This is a genomic window from Microcoleus sp. CAWBG640 (genome assembly GCF_020883015.1).
Lineage (GTDB): Bacteria > Cyanobacteriota > Cyanobacteriia > Cyanobacteriales > Microcoleaceae > Microcoleus > Microcoleus anatoxicus.
Map to the genome: position 1 here is coordinate 1 of NZ_JAHRFC010000028.1, position 15,575 is coordinate 15,575.

Annotated in this window: 11 protein-coding genes; 4 read left to right on the forward strand and 7 right to left on the reverse strand. The window is 42.9% G+C overall.

Features of this window, described 5'->3' with window-relative positions; all coding sequences use genetic code 11:
• Nucleotides 1-75 precede the first annotated feature (75 nt).
• From AAFP11_RS15590 to AAFP11_RS15600, 3 genes are all read right to left on the reverse strand, one after another.
• Nucleotides 76-891 carry a hypothetical protein gene (locus tag AAFP11_RS15590; protein WP_341737897.1) on the reverse strand — a complete coding sequence of 272 codons (816 nt, stop codon included), beginning with the start codon at nt 889-891 and terminating at the stop codon, nt 76-78.
• A 23-nt stretch (nt 892-914) separates the two neighbouring features.
• The gene (locus AAFP11_RS15595; protein ID WP_341737898.1) at nt 915-1,910 is read right to left on the reverse strand and encodes a hypothetical protein; all 996 of its coding nucleotides are present in this window, start codon (nt 1,908-1,910) and stop codon (nt 915-917) included.
• 333 nt (nt 1,911-2,243) lie between these two features.
• The gene (locus AAFP11_RS15600) at nt 2,244-4,181 is read right to left on the reverse strand and encodes a hypothetical protein (RefSeq protein ID WP_341737938.1); all 1,938 of its coding nucleotides are present in this window, start codon (nt 4,179-4,181) and stop codon (nt 2,244-2,246) included.
• 301 nt (nt 4,182-4,482) lie between these two features.
• Between AAFP11_RS15600 and AAFP11_RS15605 the strand changes: the two genes are divergently transcribed.
• Nucleotides 4,483-5,673 (forward strand): hypothetical protein, encoded by a 1,191-nt coding sequence (locus AAFP11_RS15605; protein ID WP_341737899.1) that lies wholly within the window; start codon nt 4,483-4,485, stop codon nt 5,671-5,673.
• A 150-nt stretch (nt 5,674-5,823) separates the two neighbouring features.
• Here AAFP11_RS15605 and AAFP11_RS15610 read toward each other — a convergent pair whose 3' ends face one another.
• Both AAFP11_RS15610 and AAFP11_RS15615 read right to left on the reverse strand, forming a co-directional pair.
• The gene (locus tag AAFP11_RS15610; RefSeq protein WP_341737900.1) at nt 5,824-7,293 is read right to left on the reverse strand and encodes a tetratricopeptide repeat protein; all 1,470 of its coding nucleotides are present in this window, start codon (nt 7,291-7,293) and stop codon (nt 5,824-5,826) included.
• A gap of 513 nt (nt 7,294-7,806) precedes the next feature.
• Entirely contained in the window at nt 7,807-11,166 is a 3,360-nt protein-coding gene (locus tag AAFP11_RS15615) for a hypothetical protein (RefSeq protein ID WP_341737901.1), read from the reverse strand.
• Nucleotides 11,167-11,355: 189 nt separating this feature from the next.
• On the opposite strand from AAFP11_RS15615, the gene AAFP11_RS15620 reads away from it, so the two are divergent.
• Nucleotides 11,356-11,580, forward strand: coding sequence for a hypothetical protein (locus AAFP11_RS15620; RefSeq protein WP_341737902.1), 225 nt, complete (start codon nt 11,356-11,358; stop codon nt 11,578-11,580).
• A gap of 578 nt (nt 11,581-12,158) precedes the next feature.
• Here AAFP11_RS15620 and AAFP11_RS15625 read toward each other — a convergent pair.
• Together AAFP11_RS15625 and AAFP11_RS15630 are read right to left on the reverse strand one after the other, a co-directional pair.
• Nucleotides 12,159-12,782 carry a siphovirus Gp157 family protein gene (locus AAFP11_RS15625; RefSeq protein ID WP_341737903.1) on the reverse strand — a complete coding sequence of 208 codons (624 nt, stop codon included), beginning with the start codon at nt 12,780-12,782 and terminating at the stop codon, nt 12,159-12,161.
• Nucleotides 12,783-12,784: 2 nt separating this feature from the next.
• The gene (locus AAFP11_RS15630) at nt 12,785-12,958 is read right to left on the reverse strand and encodes a hypothetical protein (RefSeq protein WP_341737904.1); all 174 of its coding nucleotides are present in this window, start codon (nt 12,956-12,958) and stop codon (nt 12,785-12,787) included.
• Nucleotides 12,959-13,023: 65 nt separating this feature from the next.
• On the opposite strand from AAFP11_RS15630, the gene AAFP11_RS15635 reads away from it, so the two are divergent.
• Together AAFP11_RS15635 and AAFP11_RS15640 are read left to right on the forward strand one after the other, a co-directional pair.
• On the forward strand, nt 13,024-14,169 hold the full coding sequence (locus AAFP11_RS15635) for a hypothetical protein (protein ID WP_341737905.1): 1,146 nt from the start codon (nt 13,024-13,026) through the stop codon (nt 14,167-14,169).
• 74 nt (nt 14,170-14,243) lie between these two features.
• The gene (locus AAFP11_RS15640) at nt 14,244-15,290 is read left to right on the forward strand and encodes a Fic family protein (RefSeq protein ID WP_341737906.1); all 1,047 of its coding nucleotides are present in this window, start codon (nt 14,244-14,246) and stop codon (nt 15,288-15,290) included.
• Nucleotides 15,291-15,575: the final 285 nt, after the last annotated feature.

A 15,575-nucleotide genomic window follows, 5' to 3' on the forward strand; every position in this document is an offset into this window, starting at 1 on the left:
CACTCTTTGAGTCTCGGATGGATGTTTTTCAAGATATTCTCGGAGCTGGCTCATGTTTTTTGAGGTAAAATTCCATTATAATTTAAGAGCGATCGGCAAACTATTTCTTTTTGGGAGATGTCTAATCGGCCCGAATAGAGCTGTTAGCAACAATGCTGCTTCTAAAATATTGACAAATGCCCACTGTACTGATCTAAGAATTAAGCGAATGATGGGCAAGATAGTAGACCTAAAAACTTGTCCTGCAAAATCGCCATTTCCTATATCCTGAAGATTGGCAACATTGCCTAAGTTTTCGACAAATCGCTGCAAGCTTTTGAGAGGTCCTCCATTTTGCTGTTCGGCTGCCTGAAGTATTTGTTGAGCTGGCTGTTTTTTGCTGTTCCAGCATTCCACTAAAGCTGCTCCAACTTTGCCCTGACATTCGCTGTAGAGTTTTTCAATCTCTTCTTTGCCAGCACTGGTAAGGTTAACGTCGCTCAGGGCCGTTCTGAAGGTCATTTCTCCGACTTGAATCTTCATAATTTCTTGAACTTGAGTGCTGCCTACAGCTTTGATGAATTTGACGCTTTCAGCTAAGACTTTACCGTTGTTGCTGAGAAATACTACAATTACGAGTGGCCAGATAAACATGGCTACTAGCTCTGACCAAGACTGTTTTTCGATGATTTCTTTGCCACTGGTGACAGCGAGGTAAGTAACAGATATTCCCGCCAGAATTAGTCCGAGCTTAACTAAGGCAATCCAGAGAGAAGATTCTTGAGTATTGAAGGTGTTAAACCAAACTAAATTCCAAGATTCGATGGTTTTTTGAGAGACTTCTATGGCATCAGAAAGAGTGTCCAGGGCTTGTCCTGCTGTGCTAGTTTGGGCAATAAATTGTGTCAGCATCGCGGTGTCTCCTCGTTGTAATTTCAGTCTTCGCTTGCCCCCAGGGTGATGCCTCCCGGCATTTGAAACAGTCCGGCTTGAGTAGAAGAAGCGGTAGCAGCCGCAGCATCCTGCCGTCTCTGGGCTGTGTTAATTTCGTTAAGTTCTTCAGCCTGTTGAGCGTTGAGAATGTTGGCAAAACTGCGATCGATTTGAGCTTGCTGAGCCTGCATGACTAAAGCACTTTGATTTTCTGCTGATAAGGCTGCTTGCTTAGCTGCGATCGCACTTTGTTGAGATATGTTTCTCATAATGTTCTGTGTGACATCTTGACCTTCTGAATCAGCACCCAATTCCATTGAATTTTGGCTCTCGCGATTAGTTTGCTCTACGTTTTGCTGGACAATTTCTTTCATCTGAGCTTGCTTTTGTTGAGCATATGAGCTGAGAGTGGCTTTATTGGCTTCACTGACAGCACTTTCTCTTTCTGCGAGTTCTGCGGTATTCTCTTTGAGGCTGTAAGAATCTTGCGGTCTCTTCTCTAAAGCAGCGGATAGTTTTGTCCCTTCGCTTTCGGAGGTGTTGCCGTCCATTATGCTTTTAACTGCTTCTTTTAGGTCTGGAACTTTCAATTCTCCCAGGAATGAAGAGAGGGTTGACTCTATTTCACTGCTAAATTTTTCGACTTTATTTAACAAATTGTCCCAGATGCCTGAGATGCTGTCGGAGATGGTGGAGATGGTATCTGAAATTTCGCCTGTTATGCCGTTAATTGTGTTTTCTATACCTCCTATTTCTTTCGGGTTGCTCAAGAAGTTATTAGCTGATTGTTGGATTTGGCTTTCTATTTGTTGATTGGGAACTGTGAAGCTGGAGCGGCTGAAAGTGCTGCTGTTAGGATTGTTTGAGGTGGGAAGCTGTGTTGCAGTCGGATTGCTGTCAGAGGTTTGAGCTTTTGCTTCAACAGAATTCAGTATTAAGCTCAGCCAAATTGCAGGAATACTGAGGGCAAGTTTGACAAGAAATTTCGGTGATTTCATCGGTTTTTCTCCGTTATGCGTGCAGTGATTCGAGGAGTGGTAATTAGTAATTGAGTTAAGGAACGATAAGGGAAAGGCAATTATTGCTCCTATTTCGATTTAAAAACAGCACTCAGTTATCAGTTATAAACCCCTTTTTATCTCTCTCTTTTCATACTCTGTGTCCTCTGTGCCCTCTGTGGTTCAAAAAAAAATGTTCATAAATCTTCGCTCTGATTGCCATAGCTGGTTTCATTAGTCAGGTTTGAGCAAAAATTGTCATCACTTTAATTCAACCAATTCCCACAGAATTTAAATGGCAAAAATCAACTCACTTTTCAATCCCCAAACGTTCTAGCTAGCCATGAGGTCTTGAGGGAATTTGTGTTCCTTGATATCGGTGACTGCATTCTTGCCAATATTGGCTAATGAACGTCCTTCTTTAACGGCTTGTACATATTCAGAGGCAAATTGTTTGAGTGCTAGCAGTTGCCCTTTTAACGTATTGGGATATTGAGCCATCACTCGTGCGCGAGCCATCAATTCAGCTTGATTGTTAGCCACACTTGCTAATATCATTTCGCCGGGATAGTATCGGCTTTGCCAGAAACGACCTCCTTTTTCAATTAGCCAATTGGAATAAAGGTCGGCAGCTCGGGGAAGGAAAGCTTCTGTGGCATTTTGGCTAATAATTTCAGCCGGATATCCCAAACGTTTGATCCAAGAAGTTGCTCCGTTTGATGTCAATCTTCCGGTAATTCGATACACCATGTTTTGCATAATCATAGTTCCCGCACTACAGTCACAAATACTGTCGATATCTTGGGCTAGCAAGAGCACTGAAATGCCATTCTTTCTACCCACTGCACAGAGTTCGCCTACTACTTCAGCAAATCCATCTTTTTTAAACAAAATCGAAAGTTCGTCTCCGATAAATAGGCTTTTAGGGTGAGAAAGTGCGTTGCGGATGCAAGCAGCGTGGGCGTTAATGGCCATTAAATACTGGTCTTGTTCGTTGCCCAGACCGCTAAGAGCAAAAAACTTAACAGCGGGTTCGGGTGAAAATGTACTCGGTCTGCCAATTGCTTTCCCTAAAGGTGAGGCGAGTAATGCGTTGCATTGAGTGATAATTTGGTTGATGGCAATGCGGTCGAAGTCGGTAAAGTTTTGTAGGTTTAGTTGCTCTTTTGTGCAGAATTTCAGGAGGTTTGTGAGGGTTGGCATTTCTTGCCACGCGGTCGATTTCCAGCCTTTTTCAAATGCCGTATTGTAGCGCTCGATAATGTCTGGGTCTTCCAGAAATTTTTTCAGAGTTAGCAGCAAAATGGCATCGACTCGCTGCGCTAATTTTGGGTCGCGGACTTTACCCATGCTGATAATAGTCAGCGCTTTTCTGATAAACTCTTTCCATTGGTCTAGTCGGCGCGATCGCTCTTCTCGATCAAAACGCCTCAAATCGGGTATTTCGAGTAGATTCGAGCTGCCAGAGGTGATGTCGTAGTACGCACCGTCGTCGCCTAACAGTTTCACTGCTGTCTCAAAGGTACTGCCGCTTCCTGCTGAGATATCCATGCCGACTACTGGGATATTAGCGGCTAAAGCATCGACCGCAAATCGCCATCCTACAACGCTTTTACCGCAACCGGATTCACCTGTTATAACGGCGCGGCTAGTTTGGTTGTGCATGAGGTCAACGTACACGGGTTTGCCGCCTTTGGTGATGAATTCAACTCCTTTTGAGTCGATGTCCCTTACAGCAGTTAAGGGCAAAATACCGGGGACAGTTTCGGTGTCTAAGGTGAGGCGGCGTTCGTTAATTAGCGAACTGCTGTGCAACAGCCAGCTTACAGTAATGGGCAAAGTTTCTAGCCACAGTTGCCAAGCAATGTTGCGCTCTATTAATACCTTGGCAGAGCCGAAGCTGTGGGAGAGCATTTGGCAAGCGTGTGTTAGTTGCTCCGGCGTTGGTCGGTAAACTAAGAAGGTGACAGCAGCGTGAATTGCTCTTGCACCTTTGTACATTTTTTTCTGGGCTTCAAAGGATTCTTCCTGTTTGACTTCGGCTCCTACATCGCGACCTTGACCTTTTTCTAAAGCGCGTTTTTTGGCAGTTTTAGATTGTTTAGCTTGCCTTGCTAAGTTGTCTTGAATAATAAAGTTGGGAGCGGCGCTAATTTCGACAACGGCTTCAGTATCGCGGACGTAGCTGTTGCTCATAATTTTCCAGAGCCATTGCAAAAGAATTTTCAATCCCCCAATGGCTGCGGACTGATTCACCAAGCTTTTGAGCATTATTTGGTAAACTACTAACGAACTCTGATTAAATGTTTGGTAGGTCCTCAATAATTATTCTCCAATATACCAGCAATACTTCGGACAGTTTTTTAACGGCCCTGTAAGCTTTACGGAGGAAGCCCTGCCATTTTTAACGGATTTTCTGAAACTTAGCGCTGAACTTAAACCTTGAAAAAATAGTCCAGCATATAGCCAGCAAGGGTTTAGGACACTAGACTAGATCTAAAACTGTCCGAATTATTGATACCAGGTTATGCTAACATAAGATTTAGATGCGTTCGCCCTGGAGGCAAGAATTGTGGTTACAGAAAGGGAACTTATTTGTCAGTTGAATTACGGAACTGAAACTGTTATGGCGGATGTGGTTATTTCCCAGTCCGACGACTGCTCTGTTATTGCCACCATAACTCCGCATCAACAGATTAGTTTGATTTCTTCAAACGTAGATTGTTTTATAGAAAGTATTCCTAATGGTTTATCTTCACTTTTGCTCAAAAAAACACCCATTACAATTTCAGAACAAAATATCCAGTTAGAAGCGAAGTTAGGTTTAGCAGAGCTTGAATTGCAGAATCTTCCCCAAGATAGAGAAATAGTTTCAGTCCGAATGTATTTAACTAACCTCTTTGATCCATATTATTACAAAAATAATATCAAATTTGATATTAATATTCCAGGGCAGCCACAAGTTGTATTATCTGCTCACACAGAAGGAACAATATCGCATATTGCTGAAGTTTCTCAAATCCCATACTCTGATTTAGAGAAGATCAAAAAGTTGGTTGATTCAATATGCTGGCTTTGTTCTTTCGCGTCTGGACGGCTTTCCGCAGTTGCCAGAATGGAGGTACTACGTAACGAAGAACTTATCTACCAGGAACTTACATCTGTTGATCCCACACTAAACAAAGGGCCTAAAGTCATCTTTGATGTAGACGATCTAACCCAGTTCATTGAACACAGCTATAAATACTATCAGCAGATTGCTACTACATACAATCTGAAGAATTTAATTAACTTAGGTCTTCTGGCTAAGCATACACCTTATACAGAGGTTCAAACTCTATTAATGTGTAACTTTCTGGAAGTCTTGCGTTATAATTATGCACTAAAAGTTGGCTGTCCATCTGGAGTTTTTCGTCATCGTCAAACTCAGGATGATTTTTATTGGGATCGTAATTTAAGTAAGAGCGGTAAAGCTTTTTTTGAGGATATCCTGACACACTTCGTTGAAGCCAATATGCTCAGTGGTTGGAGTAGTGATTTCAAAAATATTCGCAATGAGATCGTACATACTGGGAATATAACTGCCTCAGATCATCGGGAAAAAATCCAAAAATATCAAGACTTACACCATTTCTGCGATCGAGTGATACTTGCTCTTCTTCAATGGGATTTAGTCTCAGGTCACTACATACCCAGAAATAGCCCTACGAATCCGAATCCAGAAGTAATTGTAGGAGTTAATCGGGTGCTATTTACTAAATAAGGCAAGAAGTTTACAAACGAGTTATGGGCAGCGAGGAGTTACATAAATGTAGAGCGGAAAAGTTGTATGAAAGTAGGAAAAGCAGAAAATTGCATATTTCACAATAGAAGTGTTAACTCTATTGGAAAGCAGGTTTTGCCTGATGTAATTTCAGATACTCTGCCATAAAAAACAAGCTAATCCGAGACAAATTAGAGCTATAAACCAGATTCCAGAAAGTAAGAGAACTGCGCCTAAAGATCCAACCCCTAAAGCAATCAGTTTCTTAACTTTGTTTTCACTACTATAGTCGGATAGATTTTCAAAATTCGTTAAGCTTGAACTACTGGAGGGATTGGATTCGAGGGTTTTCTCTTGTTCTACCTCTACTATAAGTATAATTTTCTTGTCCAGTTCTAGCCAACATTTATTAGGATCAACTTCTACTCCTTTACACTCAACATCCCACTGATTCTCCATTGAGTAAAACACAGCCATATAATTACTAGCTAACCAAGGATCGCTTGATGCTGAACGTACATTTGGATAGGTTCCATTTAATTTTTTATAAGCAGCAAGACAAGCTTTCGTGCAAATAATAAACTCCTCTAAATGCTTTTTTACAAGTTCATAACTTGCAGGTTTTGATGACAAGCTTTTGTCAGTGGAGTCAACCATTGGAAGGAGACACCAGATATTTTTAGACGGGGTATCTAAATCTTTTTCCAATTGTGTCCCGATAGAGAGATTGTTTCCTACTGGCATACACTGTAGCAAAGCACCATCTTCTGGAAAAATTTGTGTTATACACCTTGCTTTAGAGATTCTTTTGCCACTTTTTTTTAGCTGATCAATTAAATCATCTTGACTTTTGAAAGAATCGTACACAGATTCTAACCTTGGTTGCTCAACTAGATCGTAATCTCTACAACCGAGAAGATTCAGAAAAGCATTTGCTCGAAGGGCTGACTGCCTATTGTTCTGGTTAAGAAAAAGATTTTGGGTAATCTTGCCATCCTGTACAGCCTTTTGAATATCCCCCAATTGATAAAAGGTAGTAGCCCTATTCATATAAGCATCCGCGTAATCAGCTTTAAGTTGAATAGCACGGGTGTAGTCTTCCAGAGCACTATTATGTTCACCTAGCTCATTTTTCATATAGCCTCGGCTGTAGTAAGCTTCAGCATAATTAGAATCTAGCTGGATTGCTGCACTTAAGTTTTTTATTGCTGCCCTTAAATCACCCCTCTGAAAATCAAGACTAGCTCGGTTAAAGTAATCCTTTGAATCAGTGCTAGAAATTTTAAGATTTGCGGTAACTAGAACACTTTGACCACAGCCAGAAAAAGCCACAAGAATTTGCTCCGATGGATCTGTTATTTCATCCATCTTTGCTTCTACCAGGCGAATAATCTCCCTATCGTTATTAGCAAATTTAGGTAAGTCGCTTCTCGGAACATAAGCCAACTCTGATATGTCAATGTCAATACAGTTTTTTTCATCTAGATGCACAGCCACGAAAATTAGACCAATTCCATGATCGTGATAGCCTTTTTGAGCAATTTTCGTAAAGCTATCCTTCGCACCATAAACCATCGTCTGGGCGTATTGTTCTAACTGCTCTTTAGATACAAGAGACATATTGACACCTCAATCTCCTAGAGTGTTTTGTTTGATTGTCTTATTAACTCAGCTAAATATCTAACCTGAACTTAAGGTAGTATTACATGAGTAAACCAATCCTATCAAAGCACCAATACCCAACGTTGTCAACAGGATACCCCCCGCCCGCGTTCATAAGTCGCCAGAGTCTTATTAATCCGTCCCACCCACTGATCGCACGCTAACTCAAAATCCTCTGGTTTCGGACTCTCTTGAATCAGCATCTCCAATCGACCAGTAGCCAACAAAATCAAAAAGATCGGGTCAGTTGGCTCAATTTTTCCCTTAAAAGCCAACTACAAAACTTTGCGCCTGTACTCCTCAGATTGCCCCTCTAAAGCAAGATCAAGCAAAGATTTAGTATCAACAACACCATAACTCATGGCAACATCCCCATAGTTTCAAATGCTTCGTAAGCCGACAACATAAACGACTTAATTCGCTGCCGTCCCAGCACACCGAGTTCTTGGCTATTCCTTGCCAAATTAAAAGTTATTCCCTGACAAGGATTTTAGTTGCTCCAGTTTGGTTATATGCTTCAGAAATCGCATCTTTCAGCAATTGTGAGAGGTGGGCGGGGCTGGCAGTAATGTCTTCGGGTTGAGACGGCGATCGCTTTTGGGTAGAGGTTGGGGATACGGATTGCGATCGCTCTTGACAAGGGGTTGGGGATACGGATTGCGATCGCTTTTGAGTAGGGGTTGGCGATACAGATTGCGATCGCTCTTGACAAGGGGTTGGCGCGACTTCTGAAAGTTCCTCAACTGATTCAATTAGTCGCACAGAGCTAGGGTTGATGTTTAAGATCAGAGCACTGCCTTTAGGCGAGGGTTCAATAGTGGCCTCAAAGGTACTGCCGATCGGCAATTTAGGTGAATTAGCAGAAAACATAGCTAATTCTTGTCCGTCAAGGAGGACAATAGGGCTGCCGTCGCGCCTCGAACCGCTACCGCTAACAGAACCCACCTCAAAAGTCAATGTTTTCTGCCTCCATTTGGGAGCGCTAAAGTCAACATCTTTCAAGTCGTTGTACTTCTGCCCAATCAGTTCAGCTCTGTCAAACTGAAAGGTTTGCAATTGCTGGCAAATTTCATCCGTAAACAAATTGAGAACCAATGCTGCTTTAGGTGTTTGGTTTTGGGACTCAAGCCAAGTATAATCAGCAGGAGCTACAATGCGGGAACTGACATCTTTGGTGCGGCCAAGACCATCGCGGTAGGTTAAGTCTAAACCGTCGATGTCGTTGACATTCCCGCCAAACTTCTTTTCAAGAATTCCCACCAGTTTGTCGCTGGGTTCAATAAAGGCAAAATTGACCATTGGCAGGCTCGGATGCAAAGTTGCTTCATATTTAATACCTTTGCTGTCTAACAATTCTTTCCAATGTCCAGCTAAGTCTTTGCCAACTGGCTGTCGCTTCTTATCCCTGACAGTTTTACCGTTATTGTCCCGTTCCAATTCCTCGAAAGGGACGCTCAGAACGTAAGTGTCTTTTGGCACTGCTTCGTGCAGTCGCTCGTACTCAGGTTCAAGGTTGAATTCAATCACCAGTTGGCGAGAAAGTTCCTTACAAGCTTTGCGAGGAACTTCTAAGTTGGGATTTGTGGTTTCGACGTGCCACATAGCACTAGCAGCTAAAAACCGTTCTTCAGGGTCAGTCCAAGCTTCAGTTACATCGGCTCTTAAGCTCTCGTATAACTTGCTGACTGCTTCTTTAATTGCCTTAGAATCGCCGCCGCACTCCAAGTGAATTTCACCCATCCTTTCTCGATAGCGTTCCTTAATATCTTGCGCCCACCTGACATAATGTTTCTCCCATTTTTCTCGCTCATCTAAGTCCGAAGGAGACTCAAACAAGTAGCGAAATTCGTCGCGGTGGCGGCTTTTTAAACGAGTCGGTTCCCACTCTGGGTTAACAGCCTCCCTAGCAATGCAATTGATAGCGGTGCCGTCTCCTATAGGTAATGGCACGGTTTTGTAAAGCCTGGGGTCGTCTTTGTAATCAAATAGGTAGCTTGGGTGCTGTTCTGACCACTGCTTAGCCTTGGACAATAAGGTGGGGTGGTGGTCTTCGGTACGAGTAGCACTTTTGGGACTGTCCACTTCAATTTGCAGGGCATCAAATAGCTTTCCAAGAAGCTGCCGCTTCTGTTGATTGAATAAACTTTCTGGCTGTCCCGGTTCTGCTGCTGACGATTGCACTCTCCCGATTAAGGTAGCCACCCAGCCGATTTTATTTTGGGCGATCGCTACGGCAATTTGCCGCAATTTGGTATACTTGCGATCGCCATCACTATCGGTAGCTTTAGTGTAGTCAACTTTCTCTCGCTTCTCAACTGCATCGTACTCATTCTCTTGATTAGCGTGCCTGGTTTCAGAGGCAATATTCGGCATCCGAGAAGCAGGCGTAACTACCAGTTGGTCGCCGTCAAAATCGCACTGGTGGTGCTGCATGGCTTGGTCAGAGCGAATGAAAACGCACCCTTTGTACTGCGTTAATTCAGGATGGCTTTTGTTGTCTACTGTGTAGCGACGGATGTTATCTTTACTGACAATTGGGTATCGGGTAACGATAACTTCTGTGCCGTGTCGCAAGTGAGGCGCAACAATTGTACCGGGTTGGAGGTTTTCACAAGGTTGAGCCATTGCTGAACCGTGATGAATTGCTCCCTTAATTGCTAAGTCTTTCCACTTTTTAGCCAGTTGTTCTTGCATGAAATCGACGACTTTGGGAAAGTCGAGGAGTTGACCGAGTTTGTCGTTCCTCAAAATTGAAATTAGCCGGGATTCGTTGCGCTGGGCTTTTTCATCTGCTTCGCCTTCTAACCCGATGCTGTCTTCGTGAAGGCTAGATTGAAAAGCAGCTTTTTTGTCGTGTTGCTCTACTAAGTATTTGGCAAGTTGCAGCCGGTTATTTTGCAAGTCAGCTAGCTTTTGGGCTTCAATTTTGGTCGGTGTGGCTATGTCAGCCCCAATAGCTGCTTCGGAATACCAAATCGAAAATTGCCAGGAATTTTCGTATTCAGTTACTTTGGCGTTGCCTCGATTTCCCAGTATAGCTTTGGGAAATTCGTAGTCACCACAGGGGATAAGTTCCGCTAATTGCTCTTTAGCAACTCCTTTGATAGAGGAGCGATCCATAATGATATCATAACCCAACTCGGAGGTTAAATTAGCATCAGGCAACAGCGTTCCTTTGGCAAGAAAGCTAATTTCAGGAGTGTGGTAGTCTTCTTGTCCCCATTCCTGCATCCAGGCAAATCTGAATTGAAAAGGTCGGTTGTAATTCCCTCCTAATTGTTGGGCTAGTGCCGGTGAAATTTTACCGTGACAGTCTCCGGTTTGCCACTTATGAGCTTTCGCTTTTTCACTTGGGTCATCGCTTTGAGAATCAACAATTTTGAGTCGCAAGGTTTCGCCTTCTTGGGAGTTATCTAACAATTTGGCTCCTTGGTTGCAACTGCTAACTAGCAGTGAGCCGTAGCGACAGGCGTGGTCGGGTTGAGTTTTGAATACGCTCAACAGTTTGGTTGAGAGTTCTTTGTCTGCAAAGTACACATTTTTGCCTGAGCTGAAAGCAACTCTTCTGGCAATACCATCTCCGAAGTCGATGTTTTTGAGAGGGTCGAAACTGCTATCATCTGGGTCTGGTTTAACGATGGTTAGGGATGCTAATTCTTCAGGTTCAAAAAGCAGTTCAAGCAGGGAGTTACGCAGCACTTCTGATTCAGCTTGATACCGCCCCTTTGCTCTACCATCAGTCAAGGACATATCAAAGACTGGGATTTTTAGTCCTTCCCCAGCTACCCATTCTGTGGAGCGATATTCTGGGGTAAGTTTTCTTCTGCTCATTGATTAGCTCCTGAATCCTAGTTTTTACATTTTTAGGACTTACGCACAGCAATAGTCCAGATTTTGACAAGGTTGTTCCTTCAACACTTCCTGCTACTGAGTGATAGTCACCCCCTCCAAGTGGAGGGTTTTAGAATAGAAAAGTAGCGTGTTACAATGAGATTGACAATCCCAATGTGGAGAAAAAAAGTGAAAGTAGTTCGCACAACTACGGCTATGGAAAGCCAGCGAGATTATTTCTCTGATAGCGATAGCGATACACTTGCCCGCGTTGCTTTTGGAGAAGGTGAAAACAGGCAGCAGTTTGGAGGTTTAAGTTTTGATGCTGACGGGGTTATTAAAGCTAGAGCGTCAAAGTTGTTCAATGTCACTGAAGAACAAGTTGAAAACCCTCAATACTGGATTGATTTGTAATAGATATGGCAATTTTCAGTATCATGAGGTACGCTTCGGGTCCTCCTGAGTTTTGAATGCGTGAATTTTGAGTTGTGAGTTAAAGAAAACGGGTGCATCTCAATTTTGCAAGGGCGAAGTATTCCGGCAGACAATTTATTAGTGAAAATCAGAGATTTACTGCCGGAATACTTCGCCCATACGAAGATATTTGTAAAAATGAGATCCACCCAAGAAAACTCTTAAAACTCAAAACTCAAAACTCAAAATTCATAACTCCCAAGGTCGGTAATAGGTAATCGGTAATCGGTAATAGTTAGTTTTAGGATTGGTAATTTTCGATCGTGTTAGCTACCAGCCAGGCATGGACGATTCATGCTCCCTTACCATGCCTCATTACGCATTACTTTGTACCAATTACGTTGTACCAATTACCTAGCTAACTGAAAAAGGCTATATCGAGAGAAATTAAGTTTTCGCTCTTACAAAACAAGCGTTTCACATTCTTTTTCGGAGGGGTCTAATTTGGAGGGTCTAATTCGGAGATGTCTAATAATTCAGGTGTCAGATTAAGGCATTGCTGACACCTGAAAAGATGACTAACGCCGTTTTTTGGACTGCGTTTTATCCGAAGAACGACTCTCAAGCGTCTGGTTGGCTTGAAGAGAGTGCAAATTGTTACCGGGAAGCAAGCGGTAAACCACTTTGCGCTTGCGGAAAACCCTAGTACCATCTACAGGCATTCCTTGTTTCCAAGCGTCTGCAATCGCCTTTTTGTCGGCAGAAATTACGGTTTTGGTTTCGACTCGGCGATAGGGTTCTGGTAGTTGAGATGGGTCAATCAAAACTTCACAGGTAGGCGGATTTTCCTTAACAGTAATGCGGCGGTGTTTGCCGATAATTTCTGAAGTTAACACGCCACACTCGTTGAAGTATAGAACGGTTTGGTCTAACCGCTCTCTCCACCCCTGGAGTTTGTTGATAGCTCTTGAATGCAGTTCTATCAAATACTGCATCCGGGCTGTAATTCCTGCAATTTCGGCATCAATTTGGTCGGCTAAGTCGGCATGGGCATCAACAGCAAGTTCCTGGGTTTCTTGGGTTTGCCAAAGGGATTGCAGCAGTTGGTCAATTTCTTCTGAGCTTTCTGCTGATTCTAGTTGATGCCAAACTTGAGCCGCAGTTATTGAACTTTGAGCAAGCGTCGCTGTGGCTAAATTCATGCTTAGTATCCTCCGTTGATGCAGGTGTGATAATAATCGCGGTGTTCTTCGATTTGAGTAAGCGCAGCCATTGTTGCCGCGTCGGATTTAAGAGAGATTTGTTTGTCCTTTTGAATTTGGCTAACTGGTTGAGAATGAGTTAAATTTTGTGATTTTGACTGGGTAATTTTTTGCATACAATTCAAAAAAATTTCTTAAAAATAGCGCGACCGCGCTCTTAAAAAAAGGAGTATTTAAAGTTATGAACTATCCTATAGTTTTTTACCCAAAAGTGGTAATCCAGTTCTGCCATCAATATCCTTTGCCAGAGGCAACTTCTAGTTGTGCCACCTCATCCCAACTTCAAGAAACTCAACAATTCGGGAAACCTGTTGTTTTGCTGACTCCGCCTCAACCACCTGTGGTGTTACCTGTCAAGTTGCTGTGGTTAATTTGGGTGTTTTGGCTCTATGGTGCGATCGCACTTCCGCTGTTAGCTATTTCCTGGGGTTGGCTGTGGTGGGAAATGCTGTTGGTAGTAGCTGCTTATTCATGTTTAATTGCGGCTGCTTATAGTTATGTGTTTGGCTGCCGTCAAAAACTGCTATCCAGGTATAAGCAGCAAGTTCTTGAGTACAATCAACAAGAGATGTTATCCCAACAAGAGATATTATCCCAACAAAAAAGATTATCCCAACAAGAGACGTTATCCCAACAAAAAAGATTATCCCAACAAGAGACGTTATCAAACAAACAGCAGGAATTTTCTAGTTTTAAGCTAGGAAAAGAAGGGTTGCAGACAGTTTTTAAAAGTGTAAAAATTGACTTACATCACAGAAATAGATCGCTCAAGGATTTGATGTCACTTCGGGTTAGTTCTAATGGCATATCTCAAGCTCAGCAAGGAGTGAGCGAAGAGCGCTTTTTGCAATATTTGCAGCGATATTTCGAGGAAGTTGTCCAAGCAGCAGAGTTTAAAATTCCGTCATCTCAGAGGAGCTATTCAGCAGATTTTACTGTAATTCACACTCCATCTGGACTCGGAATTGATGTCGAGATTGATGAACCTTATGCTGGCAAATCTAAGAAGCCCACTCACTGCTGCGATGCTGACAGCGATATGCGCCGCAATCAATTATTCTTAGAGTGGAATTGGATTGTGGTTAGGTTTACTGAAAAGCAGGTGGTTCAGGCTCCTTTGAGCTGTTGCAAGTTCCTGGCTCAGGCGATCGCCTTTGTAACGGGCGATCGCTCTTATTTAAAGCAACTGGAAACTGAACCCGATTTGCTGAGCGTCAAACCTTGGACAACAACAGAGGCAAGGGCTATGGCTAAAAGCAACTATCGCCTTACTTATTTACCTGGATTTGGTGTCGGTTCTGCTTGCGATCGGCTTTCAAAGTTTTGATGCGAGCGCACGCAATATCCGACTTATTGACTGCAATAAATGTTTATAATTAATACAAAGGAGATAAAATAGATATGCTGTCATTTGAAGAGGGGTTCATTGAAAGTCAACAGCTCAACCAAAGACTTTTGCAAACGATTCGCTTAGTTGGAGAATACAAGGGAAAGCAGGAGTTATTCAAGCAACAAGCGCCACAAGTTTTAGGCACTTTGCGCCAAGCTGCGGTTATTCAGAGTACCGAATCTTCTAACCGCATTGAAGGCATTACTGTGCCACTAGAACGGATTAAGAAATTAGTAACAGAAAAAACAACGCCGCGCGATCGTTCAGAACAAGAAATTGCGGGTTATCGGGACGTGCTAACTACAATTCACACCAGTTATACCCACATTCCTTTTAGTACAGGTGTCATTTTACAACTGCACCGTGACCTTTACCAATTTGCTGTTAATACAGGCGGGCGCTGGAAAACAGTGGATAATGAAATTAGCGCTACTTATCCTGACGGGACTAAAGTGGTGAGGTTTCAACCTACTCCCGCTTATGCTACTCCTGCGGCAATGGAACGCCTGCAAGAACGGTTTAATCGCCTCTGGGAATCGGGCGAGATAGAACCTTTATTGCTGATTCCAACTTATATTTTGGATTTCTTGTGCATTCATCCATTTTTAGATGGAAACGGGCGGATGGCAAGGTTGCTCACTTTGTTGCTGCTATACAAAGCCGGTTATGAGGTGGGGCGATTTATTAGTTTGGAACGGATTGTGGAGAGAACTAAGGAAAGCTATTATGATACGCTTTACCAATCTTCCCAAGGATGGCATGAAGAGCAGCACAACCTATTACCTTGGTGGGAGTATTTCTTGGGAGTCATGCTGCTGTCAGCTTATCGGGAGTTTGAGCAGCGGGTAGGATATGTTACTTCTGCAAAAGGAACTAAAACGGCGATCGTATTGGATGCAATTAACAATTTGCCTCAAGAATTCTCCATTAGGGAATTGCAGGAACGGTGTCCAACAGTGGGAATTGATTTGATTCGCCGTCTATTGCGCCGGGAGAGGGATGCGGGGCGTTTGCAATGTCGGGGACGAGGGGTAGATGCGTATTGGCGAAAGCAATAGATATCTCCCAAAAAGACAGTTCAGAACAGGCCCAACGGCCTGTTCCACAATCATTATGGGAGATGTCTAATAGATACAGGAATTACGGACAAACAACTGGGTGTTGAGTTTAAGTACGAAACTTAACACCCAGTTGCAACTATTTATGCAAGCTCATGAAAGCGGTGTAGACCGGAAAATTGGCTTCTTGGTAATGGGAAAAAGGTAATCAATCAACTGTATCTCACAATGTTAGAAAACTGTTATATTTCCTCCTATTGGAATTGCATTTCCTACAAAAAAGCT